The sequence below is a fragment of the Kitasatospora sp. YST-16 genome (assembly GCF_026802215.1).
Classification (GTDB): domain Bacteria; phylum Actinomycetota; class Actinomycetes; order Streptomycetales; family Streptomycetaceae; genus Kitasatospora; species Kitasatospora cineracea.
In genome coordinates this window covers 4,205,471-4,221,963 of record NZ_CP113837.1, presented here as the reverse complement: position 1 = coordinate 4,221,963, position 16,493 = coordinate 4,205,471, and the positions used below count along the sequence as shown (strand labels likewise).

General features: G+C 74.3%; 16 protein-coding genes and 1 tRNA gene. 5 read left to right on the top strand and 12 right to left on the bottom strand.

The genetic code is table 11. The features are described from left to right. Positions 1–31: 31 nt before the first annotated feature. Together OU787_RS19425 and OU787_RS19420 are read left to right on the top strand one after the other, a co-directional pair. Positions 32–1,189: an acyltransferase family protein gene (locus OU787_RS19425; protein WP_268660138.1), complete on the top strand. Its 1,158-nt coding sequence runs from the start codon at positions 32–34 to the stop codon at positions 1,187–1,189. A 2-nt stretch (positions 1,190–1,191) separates the two neighbouring features. After that, positions 1,192–1,728: a hypothetical protein gene (locus tag OU787_RS19420; RefSeq protein WP_268660137.1), complete on the top strand. Its 537-nt coding sequence runs from the start codon at positions 1,192–1,194 to the stop codon at positions 1,726–1,728. A gap of 66 nt (positions 1,729–1,794) precedes the next feature. Here the strand turns inward: OU787_RS19420 and OU787_RS19415 are convergent, their stop codons facing one another. From OU787_RS19415 to OU787_RS19405, 3 genes are all read right to left on the bottom strand, one after another. Then, positions 1,795–3,441 (bottom strand): SulP family inorganic anion transporter, encoded by a 1,647-nt coding sequence (locus tag OU787_RS19415; RefSeq protein ID WP_268661890.1) that lies wholly within the window; start codon positions 3,439–3,441, stop codon positions 1,795–1,797. Between the two features lie 56 nt (positions 3,442–3,497). Beyond that, a complete protein-coding gene (locus OU787_RS19410) occupies positions 3,498–3,686 on the bottom strand; it encodes a hypothetical protein (RefSeq protein ID WP_268660136.1) in 189 nt (62 codons plus the stop codon). A gap of 189 nt (positions 3,687–3,875) precedes the next feature. Next, complete coding sequence (locus OU787_RS19405) at positions 3,876–4,235, bottom strand: ArsR/SmtB family transcription factor (RefSeq protein WP_232795229.1); 360 nt, start codon at positions 4,233–4,235, stop codon at positions 3,876–3,878. 314 nt (positions 4,236–4,549) lie between these two features. Here OU787_RS19405 and OU787_RS19400 point away from each other — a divergent pair, with 314 nt between their 5' ends. Then, positions 4,550–4,900, top strand: a complete 351-nt coding sequence (locus OU787_RS19400) for a zinc ribbon domain-containing protein YjdM (RefSeq protein WP_268660135.1) — start codon at positions 4,550–4,552, stop codon at positions 4,898–4,900. A gap of 141 nt (positions 4,901–5,041) precedes the next feature. On the opposite strand, the gene OU787_RS19395 is transcribed toward OU787_RS19400, so the two are convergent. From OU787_RS19395 to OU787_RS19360, 8 genes are all read right to left on the bottom strand, one after another. Continuing rightward, positions 5,042–5,115: transfer RNA gene (locus OU787_RS19395), tRNA-Ala, on the bottom strand. A 127-nt stretch (positions 5,116–5,242) separates the two neighbouring features. Beyond that, positions 5,243–6,217 carry a divisome protein SepX/GlpR gene (sepX, locus tag OU787_RS19390; RefSeq protein WP_268660134.1) on the bottom strand — a complete coding sequence of 325 codons (975 nt, stop codon included), beginning with the start codon at positions 6,215–6,217 and terminating at the stop codon, positions 5,243–5,245. A gap of 214 nt (positions 6,218–6,431) precedes the next feature. Beyond that, the gene (locus tag OU787_RS19385) at positions 6,432–7,058 is read right to left on the bottom strand and encodes a GNAT family N-acetyltransferase (protein ID WP_081967308.1); all 627 of its coding nucleotides are present in this window, start codon (positions 7,056–7,058) and stop codon (positions 6,432–6,434) included. Then, positions 7,055–7,546 carry a MogA/MoaB family molybdenum cofactor biosynthesis protein gene (locus OU787_RS19380; protein ID WP_268660133.1) on the bottom strand — a complete coding sequence of 164 codons (492 nt, stop codon included), beginning with the start codon at positions 7,544–7,546 and terminating at the stop codon, positions 7,055–7,057. Before OU787_RS19380 ends, OU787_RS19385 begins: the two co-directional genes overlap by 4 nt. Next, positions 7,543–7,980 (bottom strand): cyclic pyranopterin monophosphate synthase MoaC, encoded by a 438-nt coding sequence (gene moaC / locus OU787_RS19375; protein ID WP_051817932.1) that lies wholly within the window; start codon positions 7,978–7,980, stop codon positions 7,543–7,545. The genes OU787_RS19380 and moaC overlap by 4 nt, the downstream gene beginning before the upstream one ends. A gap of 115 nt (positions 7,981–8,095) precedes the next feature. Continuing rightward, positions 8,096–9,409: a molybdotransferase-like divisome protein Glp gene (glp, locus tag OU787_RS19370; RefSeq protein WP_268660132.1), complete on the bottom strand. Its 1,314-nt coding sequence runs from the start codon at positions 9,407–9,409 to the stop codon at positions 8,096–8,098. A gap of 24 nt (positions 9,410–9,433) precedes the next feature. Next, entirely contained in the window at positions 9,434–10,354 is a 921-nt protein-coding gene (galU, locus tag OU787_RS19365; protein WP_030463766.1) for a UTP--glucose-1-phosphate uridylyltransferase GalU, read from the bottom strand. 54 nt (positions 10,355–10,408) lie between these two features. Next, entirely contained in the window at positions 10,409–11,251 is an 843-nt protein-coding gene (locus OU787_RS19360) for a GGDEF domain-containing protein (protein WP_051817928.1), read from the bottom strand. Between the two features lie 64 nt (positions 11,252–11,315). On the opposite strand from OU787_RS19360, the gene OU787_RS19355 reads away from it, so the two are divergent. Beyond that, positions 11,316–11,909: a 5-formyltetrahydrofolate cyclo-ligase gene (locus tag OU787_RS19355; protein WP_268660131.1), complete on the top strand. Its 594-nt coding sequence runs from the start codon at positions 11,316–11,318 to the stop codon at positions 11,907–11,909. 40 nt (positions 11,910–11,949) lie between these two features. Here the strand turns inward: OU787_RS19355 and OU787_RS19350 are convergent, their stop codons facing one another. Continuing rightward, complete coding sequence (locus OU787_RS19350) at positions 11,950–14,694, bottom strand: penicillin acylase family protein (RefSeq protein WP_268660130.1); 2,745 nt, start codon at positions 14,692–14,694, stop codon at positions 11,950–11,952. A gap of 218 nt (positions 14,695–14,912) precedes the next feature. Between OU787_RS19350 and OU787_RS19345 the strand changes: the two genes are divergently transcribed. After that, positions 14,913–16,454 carry a potassium/proton antiporter gene (locus OU787_RS19345; protein ID WP_030463770.1) on the top strand — a complete coding sequence of 514 codons (1,542 nt, stop codon included), beginning with the start codon at positions 14,913–14,915 and terminating at the stop codon, positions 16,452–16,454. Positions 16,455–16,493 lie beyond the last annotated feature (39 nt).

Genomic DNA, 16,493 nt, shown 5'->3' with positions numbered 1-16,493 from the left:
GGTCCGCCAGCGCTCCGACCGGGGGAAACCCGTGCTCACCGACTCCCGGGCCGCCCGCCCCGCCCCCGCGGCCACCGCGGCCCCCGCCCGCGACCCGTTCTTCGACCGCGCGAGGCTGCTGGCGACGGTGCTGGTGGTGTGCGGGCACTTCTGGGAGCCGCTGGCGCGGATGCCCGGCCACCGGGTGCTGCACGCCGCCTACCTGCTGGTGTACGCCTTCCACATGCCGGTGTTCGTGTTCCTCTCCGGCTGGTTCTCGCGCTCGTTCGCGGCCCGCCCGGAGCAGCTCGACCGGCTGCTGGGCGGCGTGCTGGCCCCGTACCTGCTGTGGACCACCCTGCTGGGCTGGTACTCGGCCCGGCTGGCCGGGGCCCCGTTCGCGCCGGACCTGATCACCCCGGTCTGGGTGACCTGGTTCCTGCTGTCGCTGTTCCTGTGGCGGCTGAGCGCCCCGCTCTGGCACCGGCTGCGGGCCCCGCTGGCCACCGCGGTCGCCGTCTCGCTGCTGGCGGGGGCGCTGCCGCTGACGCCGCAGCTGTCGATCGGGCGGACGCTGCAGCTGCTGCCGTTCTTCGTCGCGGGGCTGGTCCTGGACCGCCGCCGGGTGCTGGCGCTGCGCGGCCACCGGTGGCTGCGGGCGGCGGCGCTTCCGGTGTTCGGGGCGGCGGCGCTGCTCGCGTACTGGCTGGTGCCGCGGCTGGACGCGGCCTGGTTCTACCGGAGCGCGGGCGCGGCGGGGCTGCACGCGGGGCTGCCCCGCTGGCTGGTGCTGTCGGCGGCGGTCAACCTGGCGGGCGCGGTGCTGGGCGCCTGCTTCCTGGCCCTGGTGCCGGTCCGGGCCCGCTGGTACGACGGGCTGGGCGCGACCGGGACGGCGGCGTTCCTGCTGCACCCGTTCGCCCAGCTGGCGCTGGTCCGGGCGGGCGGCTACCGGACGGCGTTCCTCGGCTCGGCGGCCGGGCAGGCCGTGCTGACCGCCGCCGCCTGCGCGCTGGCCCTGCTGCTGTCCACCCGGCCGGTGGCCCGGCTGCTGCGGCCGCTGCTGGCGCCCCGGCTGCGGCTGCTGCTGCGGGCCCGGCAGCCGTCCCCCGCCCCGGCGCCGGCGCCGGCGCCGACTATGATCCCGGGGAACTGCCGCCCGCCCGGGCCCGACGACGGACGGCGCGGCGGACGGAACACCGGGGGGTAGGGATGTCCGCTGTCCGCGCCTGGCACCGCAGACCGCTGACCTGGGTGCTGGTGGTGCTGCTCGTCCTCGGCGGCGGCCTGCTCGGCGCCCGCCGCGCCTGGGGCGGCTGCTGGCCGCTGCACCCGCACGACGCCCGCGCCTACCGGCAGTACGACTGCGCCAACCTCGGCGGCCCGCGCAACCTGCCCACCCTGCTGCGCTACTACGGCGTCACCCTGCCCCCGGACGCCACCGGGGTCCGCTACTACAGCGACGACAACTCGGAGAGCGGCCCGGACGTCCTCTTCCTCCGCTTCACCGTCCCCACCGCGACCGCCGCCGCCTACCTCGCCGCCCTGCACGCCACCGCGGCCCCCACCGGCCCCGACACCGCCCTGCACGACACCGCCGTCCTGCGCCGCCGCGACCACGTCGACTGGGCCTTCCCCCCGGGCCTCCCCCACCAGGTCCACACCTTCGGCCCCGCCCCGGTCGGCACCGTCGTCAGCACCCCGACCGGCGACACCACCGTCCTGCACCTGACCGCCCTCAAGCCCTGAGGCCGACCGGTCCCAGGGCCGGCCGCCGACGGCGGACAGGCGGGTGCCGGCGCCGCCGGCGGCCGATCACCGGGCGACCCCCGGCCCCGCCGCGCCCGCCGCCAGTTCCGTCCCGTCCGGGTCCAGGTGCTGCCGCGCGCAGGCGATCGCCTCGGGGGTGGTGTCGAACACCCGCCCCTGCGCGCGCAGCCGGTCCAGGACGCCGAGCGCGTCCAGCGGGCGGTGGTGCTCGGCGCGCAGGCCGGAGACCAGCACCAGGGTGCCGCGGCGTTCGAGTTCGGCGATGGCGTCGCCCAGCACCACCGCGCCGCTGGCGTCGATCGCGCTGACCCGCGACATCCGCAGGATCGCCACCCGGACCCGGGCCGCGCCGGTCAGTTCGAGCAGGAAGCGGTGCGCGGCGGCGAACAGCAGCGGCCCGTCCATCCGGTAGGCGACGATGTGCTCGGCGAGCAGCGCCTGCTCCTCGTCGTGGTGGTCGGCCGGCGGCAGTTCCCCGTGCAGCGGCACCTGTTCGACCCGGGCCGCCCGGGCCACCTCGGCCAGCGCCAGCGCCCCGGACACCAGCAGGCCCACCACGACGGCCGTCACCAGGTCGAACGCCAGGGTCGCGGCGGCGGTCAGCACCAGCACCGCGGCCTCGCCGCGGCCGCTGCGGGCCAGCGCCCGCAGCGAGCCGACCTGGATCATCCGGACCGCGGTGGCGACCAGCACACCGGCCAGCGCGGCCAGCGGGATGCCGGAGACCAGCGGCGCGGCGGCGAACACGATCACCGCGAGCACCACGGCGTGCACCAGCGACGCCAGCCGGGAGGCCGCGCCGGAACGGACGTTGACGGCGGTCCGGGCGATCGCCCCGGTCGCGGCCACGCCGCCGAACAGCGGGGCCGCCAGGTTGGCCAGGCCCTGGCCGAACAACTCCCGGTCGCTGTCGTGCCGTTCGCTCACGCTCATGGCGTCGGCGGCGGTCGCCGACATCAGCGACTCCAGGGCGGCGAGCGCCGCGACCGCCAGCGCGGAGGGCAGCAGCGCGGGCACGTCCGCGGCCTCGAAGAAGCCGAACGAGGGCGCCGGGAGCCCGGCGGGCAGGTGGCCGATGGTCGCCACCGGCAGGTCCGCGAACCGGGCCAGCAGGGTGGCCGCGACCACCGCGAGCAGCGAGAACGGGACGGCGGGCCGCAGCCGGGCGCCGACCAGCATCACGGCGGCCGTGCCGAGCGCCAGGCCGGGCGCCGCCCAGTGCGGGGCGTCCAGGAAGGCGCCGGCCGCCCGGGCGGCGACCGCCGCCGGGTTGTCGCCGCCCGGTTTGGGCACGCCGAGCGCGCCGGGCACCTGCTGGAGCGCGATCACCCCGGCAATGCCGACGGTGAAGCCCTCCACCACCGGCACCGGCACGTACGCCATCCAGCGCCCGGCCCGGGCCAGCGCGAGCGCCACCAGCACCAGCCCGGCCAGCAGACCGACCGTCAGCACCCCGTCCGCGCCGTAGCGGTGGACGATCGGCACCAGTACCACCGTCATCGCGCCGGTCGGGCCGGACACCTGGAGGTTCGAGCCGCCGAACACCGCGGCCAGCGCGCCCGCCACCACGGCGGTGGCCAGCCCGGCCTCGGCGCCCGCGCCGGAGGAGATGCCGAAGCCGAGGGCGAGCGGCAGCGCGACGACGGCGACGGTCAGTCCGGCCAGCAGGTCCTTGCGCGGGGAGCGGCCCATGGTGGCGAGGGTCCGCCGGTCGGGCAGGACGGCCGCCAGCCGGCGCCGGACGGTGTTCACGCCCGGTCCGCCGGGGCCTCCGGCGGGAGCTCGATCCCGTGCTGTCCGGCGATCCGCAGCAGTTCGGCGGCCCGCCCGGCGTAGGCCGACGCGCCGTCCTCGTCCCCGGCGTCGCGGGCCTCGGCCTCGGCCCGCCTGGCCCGGGTGAGTTGTTCGCGCAGTTCCCCGTCGAAGCTCCCGGTCACCGTCGCCCTCCTCGGCCGTTCCCGGCCCGGCCCGTTCGGGCGTGCCGGCTGCCGGTCCCACAGCAGGCATCATGTATGGACTTTACGAATTTCGCAAATCACTGTTTTCGCACACCAGAAGCCGCAAGGCACCCAGGGCGCGGAGCGGAGGGTGCGCCCGGTCGGGCGCGGAGCGGAGGACGCGTCCGGTCAGGCGCGGGGCTGCGCCCCGGTGGGCGCGCGCAGGCCGTCCAGCAGCTCGGCCTGCCCGGTGATCACGCCGCCCAGGATCTCCCGGGCCACCGCGAGCAGTTCGGCCACCTGCGGGCTGGTGAGGCTGTAGTGCACGGTGCTGCCCTCCCGCCGGGCGACCACCAGGTTGGCCCGGCGCAGCACGGCGAGCTGCTGGGACAGGTGCGCGGCCTCCACCCCGGTCTCGGGGAGCAGTTCGGCCACGGCGTGCTCGCGCTCGCTGAGCAGCTCCAGGACCCGGATCCGGACCGGGTGGCCGAGCGTCTTGAAGAACTCGGCCTTCACCTGGTACAGCGGCGTGCTGACCACGGGAGCCACGCGGGAGGTGTCGGCGCCCACATCCTCACCCCATCTCCGTCGGATCCTGGACGTTGCCGTCGAGCACGACCTTAGCAACCGCGCGGCGCCACCGAGAGTGCGCGCGGTCCGCTCCCGCCGGGCGCCCCGGTCCGCCGTCCCGCCCTCCGGCCCGAGGTGACATCGCGGCCTTCGCAGTTGCTAACATTCGCAACTGCGAGGCGACCGGGTCGGGGACGCGTCTCGGCGGGCCGCCGCACACCTGCGGCCCGAGCGTCCCCGCCCTTCCCCGGCACGGCAGTTCGGCCGCCGTCCGGCTCGGCTAGGGTGGCGAAATGAGTGAGAACCTGCCGCCCTGCCCGAAATGTTCCAGCGAGTACACCTACGCGATGGACGCGCTGATGGTCTGCCCCGAGTGCGGCAACGAGTGGTCCCCCACCGAGGCCCCGGCCGACTCCCCCGCCGAACGCGCCGTCCGGGACGCGGTCGGCAACGTGCTGGCCGACGGCGACACCGTGACGGTCGTCAAGGCGCTCAAGGTGAAGGGCAGCCCCTCGGGCATCAAGGCCGGCACCAAGGTCCGCAACATCCGCCTGATCGACGGCGTCGACGGCCACGACATCGACTGCCGGATCGAGGGCTTCGGCGCCATGCAGCTCAAGTCGAGCGTCGTCAAGAAGTCCTGACCCCCGGCCCGGCGGCGGGCCGCCCGCCCGCCCCGGGCCGCCGCCGCCTTTCCCACGGCACTGACGCACCGCCATGCCGCCGAACCGGCCCCGGACATACTCAAAGGCCCTCCCGGATTACCCGGGAGGGCCTTTGTCGGGTGGAGCTGAGGGGATTCGAACCCCTGACCCCCTCGATGCGAACGAGGTGCGCTACCGGACTGCGCCACAGCCCCAACAAGAAAGAACTCTATCACCTCCGCGGAGGTGCCGGTGACCATGGTCGGAACGGTCCGGCGGCGGGCGTGCCGGGGGACGCGAACGCCCCGGCGCAGGTGGGGGGTTGCGGCCGGGGCGGGGCGGTTACTCGTTGGCGGCGCGGGGGCGGGTCGACCAGTCCGCGGCGGCGGGGGGCTGGGCCGGCTCGGCGCCGTACTGGTCGAACAGCGGGGTGGCGGGGCGGCCGGAGTCCCAGGTGTTGGGGGCGGAGAGGTCGAGCCCGCGGGTGGTGCGGGGGGCCACGGGGGCGGTGACGTAGGTGGGGAGGGGGACGGGGACGGGCTCCCAGGAGTCCGGCCCGGCGGCGGCCCGGGAGCGGACGCCGTCGGCCCACTCCTCGTGCTCGGTGGCCTCGGCCAGCACGGTGGCCCGGGTGGTGCTCGGGTCCGTGGTGGCGGTCGGCTCGGGGGCGGGCGCCGGGCGGGTCGCGGCCGGCTCGGCGGCCGGTCGGGCGGCCCGCTCGCGTTCGCGTTCGCGCAGCCGCTCGGCGGCCTGCGCGGCCCGGGTCCGGTCGAACTTGACCTCGTAGCGCTGCCGTTCCAGGCGGCGCAGGTGGCCGATGTAGAGGGTGAGCAGCAGGCCGGGGACGGCGGGCACCCAGAGGAAGGCGAAGCCGGTCACGGCGGCGACCACGGCGCCCAGCGCGAAGGCCAGGAACAGCATGGTGACCATCCGCCGCCGCCGGGCGAGCAGCCGGGCCCGCCGCTCGGCGGAGCGCCGGTCGCCGATCTCCCGCTCGCGCTCGCGTTCCCGCTCGCCCCGGCCCTCGGCGGCGGCCGCGGGCCCAACCACCGGCTCGGCGGCCGGCTCGCCGACCGGTTCGGCGGCGGCGGCCCGGGTGGGCACGTCGGCGGGGTCGGGCGCCACGGCGGGCGCGGGGTCGGCGAGGGCCCCGTCCGGGTCCTCCCCGGCGGGGTGCTGCTGGTCGGCGGTCTGGTCGCCGAGGGCTCGGGCCGCGCGCCGCTCCATGGCCGATCGACCGGCCAGCAGGCGGATCGCGGTACTGAAGCGTTCCGTCGGACGCGACTCGTTGAGCTCGTCCTGCCTGCGGAGCCACATCGGCACCAGATAGGCAGCCCAGGCCCCTACGATGACCGCGTAGATAAGGCCGCTACTGCTCACGTTTCACACGGTACGGGCGCGGGGGAAGGCACTGCAGCAATTTGGCGCGGCGTGTCGTGTGATCAAGCTGATTCTCAGACTATTTTGCCGGTATTTGTGACGGGTCGACACGACCCCGATGCCATATCGATATCTACATTCGAACACACATTCAATTCTCTTGTGGCGGCCGGTTCCTGAGTTCCCGCCAGCGCCGCAGCAGCCCGTCGGTGGCCTCGTCGGCGGTGAGCGCGTACACCAGGTGGTCGCGCCAGTCGCCGTCGATGTGGAGGTAGCGGGGGCGCATTCCCTCCGAGCGGAAGCCGAGTTTCTCCACCACCCGGCGGCTGGGCCGGTTCTCGGGACGGATGCACACCTCGACCCGGTGCAGGCCCAGGTCGCGGAAGCAGTGGTCGACGGCGAGCGCGACGGCGGTGGGCATGATGCCGCGGCCGGCCACCGCCTCGTCCACCCAGTAGCCGACGTTGGCGGAGCACATCGAGCCCCAGGTGATCCCGCCGACCGTCAACTGGCCGACCAGGCGGCCCTGGTGGAGCACCACGAAGGGCAGCATCCGGCCGGCCGCGGCCTCGGCCCGCAGGTAGCGGACCATCTGCCGGTAGGTGGGGCGGGGCAGCGGGGCGCGGCCGGGCGGGGCGGGCGGGACGGTGGCCTCCCAGCGGCGCAGCCAGTCCCGGTTGCGGCGGCTGACCTCCTGCCACTCGGCCTGGTCGCGGCGGCGGATGGGCCGCAGCACGAGGTCCCCCTCGGCCAGTTCGACCGGCCAGGGCGCGTTCAGTGCGCACCGCCCGCGGGCCGCGGGTGGTCGCCGCCGGCCAACTGGTCGACGGCGTGCGGCAGCAGCGGGGCGAGCACGGCCAGGCCGTCGCGGACGCCGCCGGTGGAGCCGGGCAGGTTGACCACCAGGGTGCGTCCGGCCAGGCCGGCCAGGCCGCGGGAGAGCGCCGAGGTGGGCACCTGCTCCCGGCCGTGGGCGCGGATCGCCTCGGGGATGCCGGGGATCTGCCGGTCGATCACCCGGGCGGTCATCTCGGGAGTGAGGTCCTGCGGGGAGATGCCGGTGCCGCCGGTGGTGAGCACCACGTCGTACCCGGCGGCGACGGCCGCGCGCAGCGCCGCCTCGACCGGTTCGCCGTCCGGGACGACCTGCGGGCCGTCGGTCTCGAAGCCCATCGCGCGCAAGCCGTCGACCAGCAGCGGGCCGCCCCGGTCCTCGTACACGCCGGCCGAGGCCCGGTTGGAGACGGTGACGGCGAGCGCCCTCACTGCTCCTCCCCCCTGGACCAGTCGCCGCTCTTGCCGCCGGTCTTGCTGAGCACCCGGACGTCCTCGATGGCGGCGGCCTTGTCGACCGCCTTGACCATGTCGATGACGGTGAGCGCGGCGGTGGCGACGGCGGTGAGCGCCTCCATCTCGACGCCGGTGCGGTCGGCGGTGCGGACGGTGGCGGTGATCTCGACGGCGGTGTCGGTGACGGCCAGGTCGACGGTGGTGCCGGTGAGCGCGATCGGGTGGCAGAGCGGGATCAGTTCGGGCGTCCGCTTGGCGCCCATGATCCCGGCGATCCGGGCCACCGCGAGGGCGTCGCCCTTGGGGACGCCCTCGCCGCGCAGCAGTTCCACCACCCGGGGGGCGATCCGGACCCGGCCGGCCGCCACCGCGACGCGGGTGGTGGCGGCCTTCTCGGAGACGTCGACCATCCGGGCGGCGCCGGTGCGGTCGACGTGGGTGAGGCGGTCGCCGGGGGGTGTGTCGGTCACGAGTGGCTCCAGTGGCACGGTGCGAATCTCGCGCTACCGTACAACCCCGCCCCGGTCAGTCCGTGAGAAGGACCACATCGACGGCGCTCCCGGCGGGCAGCGCGGTCGTGTCCTCGGGCACGGCGATCAGGCAGTCGGCCTTCGCCAGCGCCCCGACCAGGTGCGATCCCTCGCCGCCGACCGGGGAGACGGTGCCGTCCGCCGGGCGGTACCGGCCGCGCAGGAACTGCCGCCGCCCGGCCGGGGAGCGCAGCGCGGCGGTGGTCGCGGCGCGCACCACGGGGCGGTGCACGTCGGGGGCGCCGAGCATGGTGCGGATCACCGGGCGGACGAACAGCTCGAAGGAGATGTACGCGCTGACCGGGTTGCCGGGCAGGGCGAGCAGCGGCACCCCGGCGCCCGCGCCGATCCGGCCGAAGCCCTGCGGCTTGCCGGGCTGCATCCGCAGCCGGCGGAAGTCGACGCCGCCGTAGTCCGCGAACACCTCCTTGACCACGTCGTACGCGCCGACCGAGACGCCGCCGCTGGTGACGATCAGGTCGGCCCGGCCGAGCTGGTCCTCCAGCACGGCGCGCAGCGTGGCGGCCTCGTCGGGGACGCCGCCGACCCGGTAGGCGACGGCGCCGGCGGCGATCGCGGCGGCGGTCAGGGTGAAGGAGTTGGAGTCGTGGATCCGGCCCGGTCCGGCGGCCTCGCCGGGCTGGACGAGTTCGCTGCCGGTGGAGAGCACCACCACCCGGGGGCGGGGGGCGACCTTGACGGCGGCGCGGCCGATCGCGGCGAGCAGGCCGAGCTGGGTGGGGCCGAGCACGGTGCCGGCCTCCAGCACGGTGTCGCCCGCGGTGACGTCGCTGCCCCGGCGGCGGATGTGCGCGCCCTCGGCGACCGGGCGCAGCACCCGGACCTCCTCGCCGGCGACGGGTGCGCCCATCGCGTCGGCCGCCCGCCCGGTGCCGGTGCCGCCGTCGGTCCACTCGACCGGGGCGACGGCCTCGGCGCCGGGCGGGACGGGGGCGCCGGTCATGATCCGGGCGGCCTGGCCGGGGCCGACCTTGGGCAGGTCGGCGGCGCCGGCCGCGATGTCGCCGACCACGGCGAGCACCGACGGGTACTGCCCGGTGGCGCGCACGGTGTCGGCGGTGCGCAGCGCGTAGCCGTCCATCGAGCTGTTGTCGAAGGGCGGCAGGTCGTCGGCGGCCCGCACGTCCTCGGCGAGCCGGCAGCCCTGGGCGTCCAGCAGTTGCAGCTCGATGGGGGGCAGCGGGGCGACCGCGGCGAGGACGTCGGCGAGGTGCTCGTCGACGCTCCACGAGCGCGGCGAGGCCGGGGAGTCGGCTCCCTCGCAGCAGGGGTCGTGCTTCCCGGTCATCGCCTCACGCTCCTTCGTGGTGGGTCAGCCCTGCATCTCGGTGGCCACGAACTGCCGCAGCCAGGTGCGGAACTCGGGGCCGAGGTCGTCGCGCTCGGCGGCCAGCCGGACGATCGCCCGCAGGTAGTCGGCACGGTCGCCGGTGTCGTAGCGGCGGCCCTTGAACAGCACGCCGTGCACCGGGCCGCCGTTGGTCTCGTCGCGGGTGGCCAGCTCGCGCAGCGCGTCGGTCAGCTGGATCTCGCCGCCGCGGCCGGGCGGGGTCTCGCGCAGCACGTCGAAGACGGCCGGGTCGAGGACGTAGCGGCCGATGACGGCGTAGTTGGACGGGGCGTCGGCGGTGTCGGGCTTCTCCACCAGGTCGGTCACCTGGAAGACGTCCTCGCCGAAGCCGTTGGCCTTGACGGCGGCGCAGCCGTACAGGTGGATCTGCGCGGGGTCGACCTCCATCAACGCGACGACGGAGCCGCCGAGTTCCTGCTGGACCTCGATCATCCGGGCCAGCAGCGGGTCGCGCGGGTCGATCAGGTCGTCGCCCAGCAGGACGGCGAACGGCTGCCCGGCGACGTGCTGTTCGGCGACCGAGACGGCGTGGCCGAGGCCCTTGGGGTCGCCCTGGCGGACGTAGTGCATGCTGGCGAGCTGCACGGACTCCTGCACCCGGCGCAGCCGCTCCTGGTCGCCCTTGCGGCTGAGCAGTTCCTCCAGCTCGTAGGCGCGGTCGAAGTGGTCTTCCAGAGCACGCTTGTTGCGACCGGTGACCATCAGTATGTCGGACAGGCCCGCGGCGGCGGCCTCCTCGACGACGTACTGGATGGCCGGCTTGTCGACGACCGGGAGCATCTCCTTGGGCGTGGCCTTGGTGGCGGGGAGGAACCTGGTGCCGAGGCCGGCGGCCGGGACGACGGCTTTGGTGACCGGCTGGCGGGCGTGCGTGTTCGTCATGCGTCGACCTTACTGAGGCTGGCGTTTCGCTCCGCTGAGAGCGGGGTGAAACGATTATTGGGGCCTGTCACCTGTCGGGCCCGGGCCGACGGTGGTCGCATGCGGGGTGAGGGTTGTCCCGCCGGGGCCGGAAGACACCATACCGGGCGTCGACGAAGCGTTCGGACCGGCCGGTCCGCTCGTGAGCTGCTCGGTGGAGCGCCAGCAGTCGCCGCCCGCGGCGCGGGCGGCGGCCAGGGCGCGGTCGGCGGCCCGCAGCAGCAGCGCGGCGTGCGCGCCGTCGCGGGGCAGCACGGCCAGGCCGACGGCGGCGGTGAGGCCGCTGCGGGCGTCCGGGGCGGCGCTCTCGCCGGGGTGGCGGTCCGTCAGCCGGTGGCGGCGCACCGACCAGCAGAGCCGCTCGGCGACCTGCGCGGCGCCCTCCGGGCCGGTGTCCGGCAGCAGGGCGAGGAACTCCTCGCCGCCGTAACGTCCCAGGGTGTCGCAGCCGCGGATCTCCATGGCCAGGCGCTGGGCGAGGTCGCGGAGCATCGCGTTGGCGCGGGTCCGGCCGTGCTCGGCGACCACCGCGTCGAAGCCGTCGACCTCCAGCAGCAGCACGGCCAGCGGGCGGGGGTCGATCGCGGTGGCCTCGGCCCGGCGGGCGCGTTCGATCTCGCGGTCCAGGGTGAGCTGGAGGTGGCGGTAGTTCCACACGCCGGTCAGCGGGTCGCAGGAGGCGGTCCGCACCAGTTCGTCCCGTTCCTCCGCCAGTTCCGCGATCTTCGCCAGAAGTTCCGCCTCCCGGCCGCCCTGTTCGACCCGGTCCCGGCGGCGGCGCAGCGCGAGGACGCCGGCGGCGGCCGGGGCGGCCGCGCCGAGCGCGGCCAGGGCCTGGAGCAGGAGCGGGGTGGGCATGCGGCGGCCTCGGGCGTGTCAGGCTCGTGTCACTGCACGGGACAGAGCTGAGAGGAATCGAACGGTGACTGCGGATCGGTTGTCCAACGACAAGGCGGCGTTGAGGTCACGCCTGCTCGCCGAACGGCGGGCGCTCGGCGGCCCGGAGCGCGCCGCCGCGGCCGCGGCCCTGGCCGGGCACGCCGCCGCGCTGGTCCCGCCGGGCGGCACCGTCGCCGCGTACGTCTCGGTCGGCGCGGAGCCGGGCACCCGCCCGCTGCTGCGCGCCCTCGCCGGCGCCGGCGTCCGGGTGCTGCTGCCGGTGCTGCTGCCGGACAACGACCTGGACTGGGCCCGGTACGAGGACGACGACCGGCTCGCCCCCGCCGCCCGCGGCCTGCTCGAACCCACCGGCCCCCGGCTCGGCCCCGACGCCGTCCTCGGCGCGGACGTCGTCCTGCTCCCCGGCCTGGCCGTCGACCTCCGCGGCACCCGGCTGGGCCGCGGCGGCGGCTCCTACGACCGGGTCCTGGCCCGCCTCACCCGGGCCGGTGCCCGCCCGCTGCTGGCCACCCTGCTCTACCCGGCCGAACTGCTGCCCGCGGTCCCGGCCGAGCCGCACGACCTGCCGGTCCACGCGGTGGTGACCCCGGACGGGGTGACGCGCTTCGGGGAGTGAGAACGGGGCCCGGGGAGCGTCGCTCGCCGGGCCCCCGGTCCTAGTTGGTCAGGGTCAGGGTGTTCTTGCCCGCCTTGGCGACCGCGTCCTTGCTGTAGGCCCAGGGCAGGAGTTGGCCGGAGGCCCAGAGCGAGGTCTGGTCGTTGTAGTTGGGGTGGAAGGCGTGGCCGGAGGCGCCGCCGACGTTGATCCAGCGGGAGGAGTCGAAGTTGCTGAGGTCGACGACCATCCGCATGGAGGGGATCCAGTCGACGTCGTAGCCGGCGGCGGCGTTCCAGCCGGTGGCGTCGACGGCGGCGCTGCCGCCGGAGAGCTTGTAGGGGCCCCGGTTGAGCAGCTTGTGGACGAGGCCGGAGGCGATCGAGGAGTTGTCGGTGCCGAGGGTCTGCTCCTGCAGGGTGAGCTGGTGCAGGCGGCCCCAGCTCCAGGTGGAGATGTCCTTGCTGAGGCGCGAGGTGAGGTCCTGGCGGGCGTCCTTGAGCGCTTCGGCGAGCAGGCTGTCGAGCCCGTGCTGCTGCTGGTGGTCGGAGTCGATGTAGTCCCACCAGGGCGACTTGGGGTCGGCGAGCAGCTTGCGGACGACCTCGGTCCAGCGGTCGCCGCCGTCCGGCTGGGCCTGGGCGGCCTTGCGGGTGCCGCACTCGGTGACGGCCTGCGCGGCACCGCCGAGGGCGTCGTCGGGCAGGGTGTTGTCGCGCTTCTGGCGGACCAGCAGGCAGTCGCCCTCGACCCGGAGGTCGGCGGGGAACTTCTGGCCGAAGGCCAGGGTGAGCAGGGCCCGCCAGACGCCGTTGTAGTAGGCGGCGGCGGCGGAGTCGGCGTCCTGGTGGTAGTTCCAGTTCTTGAGCAGGTCCTGGGCCTCGCGCACGTAGGGGTCGTCGATCTTGACCTTGAGCAGCAGCGGGACGAGTTCCTTGGCCATCACGCTGGTGTTGTCGAGCTGCATGGACTGCATGTCGTCCAGCGAGATCTTGCCGCCGTTCTTGAGCTTGGCCTGGATCAGGTCGCCGATCTCCTTGGCCCGGGTGCCGTACTCCCAGTCGGTGGTGAGGACCGGCTTGTAGCTCTGGTCGACGACGGCCTGGTTGGCCGTGACGATGTAGCCCTCGGGCGGGTTGTACGCGTAGGGCAGCGACTTGAACGGCAGGTAGGCGGTGTTCCAGGCGTAGGCCGGGTCCCAGCCGGGGGCGGGGTAGCGGCCGTCGCCCTTCTTGCCGCGGACCGGGATCAGGCCGGGGGCCTGGTAGCCGATGTTGCCCTTGGTGTCGGCGTAGATCAGGTTCTGCGCGGGGACGGCGAAGTCCTTGGCGGCGGCCCGGAAGGAGGTGAAGTCGGTGGCCCGGTCGAGCTCGAAGACGGCGTCCATGGTCTTGCCGGGGACGAGCGCGGTCCAGCGCAGGGCGACGGCGTAGCCGGCCGCCCGGTCGGGGGCGGCGTTGCCGGCGGGGGCGTACTGGCCGACCTTCTGCTCCTCGGAGGACTGGTCGGAGATCAGCGGCATGCCGTCCTGGGTGGTGCGGACGGTGATGGTGCGGTCGTCGCCGCCGGCCACCTTGATGGTCTCCTTGCGGACGGTGAACTTGGTGTCCTTGCCGTCGTAGAGGTAGGTGTCCGGGCCGGTGACCTTCTCCAGGTACAGGTCGGTGACGTCGGCGCCGAGGTTGGTGAAGCCCCAGGCGATGTCCTTGTTGTGGCCGATGACGACGCCGGGCATGCCGGCGAAGGTGTAGCCGGCGGTGTCGTAGCCGCAGGTGGCGGAGACGGTGCGGCAGTGCAGGCCCATCTGGTACCAGATGGACGGCATGCCGGGGCCGAGGTGCGGGTCGTTGGCCAGCATCGGCAGGCCGGTGGTGGTGTTGGTCCCGGCCACCACCCAGGAGTTGGAGCCGATGCCCTGGCCCTGCGGGCCGAGCAGTTGGGGCAGCGCGGAGACCTGCTGGGACAGGTCGCCCATCAGGGCCTGGCTGGCGGCGCGGGCCTGCGAGCTGTCGACCGCGGCGGCGGAGCCGGGCAGCTGGGGCACGGTGACGCCCTCGCCGGGGGTGTAGGTGCCGTCGGCGGAGAGCTTGCCGGTCTTCACGATGGTGCCGTTGCGGTCGTACGGGTACGCCGGGTAGAGCTGCTCGATCTGCTCGGTGCTGAAGTCCTGGGTGAGCAGCGAGCGGTCGATCTCCTCCTGCATGTTGCCGGACAGGCTCCAGGCCATCGCCTTGAGCCAGGCCACCGAGTCGATCGGGTCCCACTTCTCGGGCTGGTAGCCGGAGTTGACCGTGCCGAGCAGCGCGTACTCGAGCGAGGCGCCGGCCCCGCCGGGGTGTTCGGCGAGCCAGGCGTTGACGCCCTCGGTGTAGGCGGTCAGGTTGCGCTTGGTCTCGTCGGAGAGCTGGTTGTTCCACTCCTTCTCGGCGACCTGGCGCCAGCCCATGGTCCGCAGGAAGGTGTCCTGCTCGACCGTGGAGGAGCCGAACATCTCGGAGAGCCGGCCGGAGGTGATGTGCCGTCGGACGTCCATCTCCCAGAACCGGTCCTGGGCCTGCACGTAGCCCTGGGCGCGGAACAGGTCGGCGTCGGTGTCGGCGTAGAGCTGCGGGATGCCCTTGTCGTCGCGGACCACGTCCACCGGGGCGGACATGCCGGCCACCTTGACGGTGCCGCTGACCTGCGGGAAGGAGGAGCGGACGGTGTCCACTGCCCACCAGCCGCCGCCGACCAGGCCCGCGATCAGCAGCACGGCGAGCAGGATCATGATCAGACGTGCGCGCCGGAACTTCTTCGAGCGGGGCATCCGAGTCCTTGTATGAGGGAGCGTGCGGCCGTGACAGGTCACCACATTAGGGCGAGGGCACCGGCAGCCGTGCACGGGGGACACCGCGGCGGTTCTACGGCACGCAGGGGACCTTACCCGGCCCGGGCGGAAGAAGGGACTAGCGTAAAGATCAAGTAAAATGTTAGGATGGGTAACGATCTGTCAGTAGCTCCCCTCCCTGCCCGAGGTGCCCCTGCGTGACCGTTGACCACCTGAACACCCTGCTGCTCGAGTCCGCCGTGGTCCTGCTGTTCGCCGTCGTGGCGGTGCGGATCTCCACCCGCTCGGGGCTGCCCTCGCTGCTGATCTACCTCGGGATCGGCGTCGCGCTGGGCCAGAACGGCCTCGGCATGAGCTTCAACAACGCCGAGCTCACCCAGGTGATGGGCTACGCCGCCCTGGTGGTCATCCTCGCCGAGGGCGGGCTCAAGACCAGCTGGCAGGCCATCAGGCCGGTGGTCCCGGCCGCCGCCGTGCTGGCCACCCTCGGCGTCGCGGTCTCGGTGTTCGTCACCGCCGCCGGCGCGCACTGGCTGGTCGGCCTGGAGTGGCGCACCGCGCTGCTGCTCGGCGCGATCGTCTCCTCCACCGACGCCGCGGCGGTCTTCTCGGTGCTGCGGATGGTGCCGCTGCCCAAGCGGCTGACCGGCCTGCTGGAGGCCGAGTCCGGCTTCAACGACGCGCCCGTGGTGATCCTGGTGGTCGCCTTCGCCACCACCGGCGAGCTCGACCCCTGGTACGTGCTGGTCGGCACCATCGTCGTCGAGCTGGCGATCGGCGCGGCCGTCGGCTACGCGGTCGGCCGGCTCGGCGCGTACGCGGTGCGCCGGGTCGCGCTGCCCTCCTCCGGCCTGTACCCGATCGCGGTGCTGGCGCTGATCGTGCTCGCCTACGCGGGCGGCGCGCTGCTGCACGCCTCCGGCTTCCTGGCCGCGTACATCGCCTCGGTGATCCTCGGGAACTCCAAGCTGCCGCACGGCCCCGCGGTGCGCGGCTTCGCCGACGGGCTGGCCTGGATCGGGCAGATCGGCATGTTCGTACTGCTCGGCCTGCTGGTGACGCCCGCCTCCATGGGCTCGGCGATAGTGCCGGGCCTGGTGGCCGGGGCGGTGCTGGTGTTCGTCGCCCGGCCGCTGTCGGTGCTGCTGACCATGACGCCGTTCCGGGTGCCCTGGCAGGAGCAGGCGCTGCTGTCCTGGGCCGGGCTGCGCGGCGCGGTGCCGATCGTGCTCGCCACCATCCCGCTGGTGTCCGGCGCCACCGACGCCCAGCAGCTGTTCAACGTGGTCTTCATCCTGGTCGTGGTCTTCACCCTGCTCCAGGGCCCGACCCTGCCGCTGGTCGCCAAGTGGCTGAGGATCGGCGAGGGCGACATCGGCCAGGACCTGGGCATCGAGTCCGCGCCACTGGAGAAGCTGCACGGCCACCTGCTCTCCGTCCAGCTCTCCCCCGGCTCCCGGATGTCCGGCGTCGAGGTCTCCGAACTGCGGCTGCCCAAGGGCGCCGCCGTCACCCTGGTGGTCCGCGAGGGCGCCAGCTTCGTCCCGGACAAGATGACGGTGCTGCGCGAGGGCGACGAACTGCTGGTGGTCACCACCGAGGAGGTCTCCGAGGCCGCCGAACGCCGGCTGCGCGCCGTCGACCGCGGCGGCAAGCTCGCCGGGTGGCTGCACAACGCGGAGGCGCTGCCCGCAAGCATCCGGAGGACGCCTTCCAACGGAAGGAAGAAGAACGGCTGAACTTCCGAACCGAAGGCGTAACGCCCTGATATACGCTTG

Bases quoted from the DNA above. Each gene is read 5' to 3' on its own strand.
- OU787_RS19415 (WP_268661890.1), bottom strand. From the start codon at position 3,441: ATGGGCCGCTCCCCGCGCAAGGACCTGCTGGCCGGACTGACCGTCGCC.
- OU787_RS19360 (WP_051817928.1), bottom strand. From the start codon at position 11,251: ATGCCCACCCCGCTCCTGCTCCAGGCCCTGGCCGCGCTCGGCGCGGCC.
- sepX (WP_268660134.1), bottom strand. From the start codon at position 6,217: ATGTGGCTCCGCAGGCAGGACGAGCTCAACGAGTCGCGTCCGACGGAA.
- moaC (WP_051817932.1), bottom strand. From the start codon at position 7,980: ATGGTCGACGTCTCCGAGAAGGCCGCCACCACCCGCGTCGCGGTGGCG.
- OU787_RS19400 (WP_268660135.1), top strand. From the start codon at position 4,550: ATGAGTGAGAACCTGCCGCCCTGCCCGAAATGTTCCAGCGAGTACACC.
- OU787_RS19420 (WP_268660137.1), top strand. From the start codon at position 1,192: ATGTCCGCTGTCCGCGCCTGGCACCGCAGACCGCTGACCTGGGTGCTG.
- OU787_RS19350 (WP_268660130.1), bottom strand. From the start codon at position 14,694: ATGCCCCGCTCGAAGAAGTTCCGGCGCGCACGTCTGATCATGATCCTG.
- galU (WP_030463766.1), bottom strand. From the start codon at position 10,354: ATGACGAACACGCACGCCCGCCAGCCGGTCACCAAAGCCGTCGTCCCG.
- glp (WP_268660132.1), bottom strand. From the start codon at position 9,409: ATGACCGGGAAGCACGACCCCTGCTGCGAGGGAGCCGACTCCCCGGCC.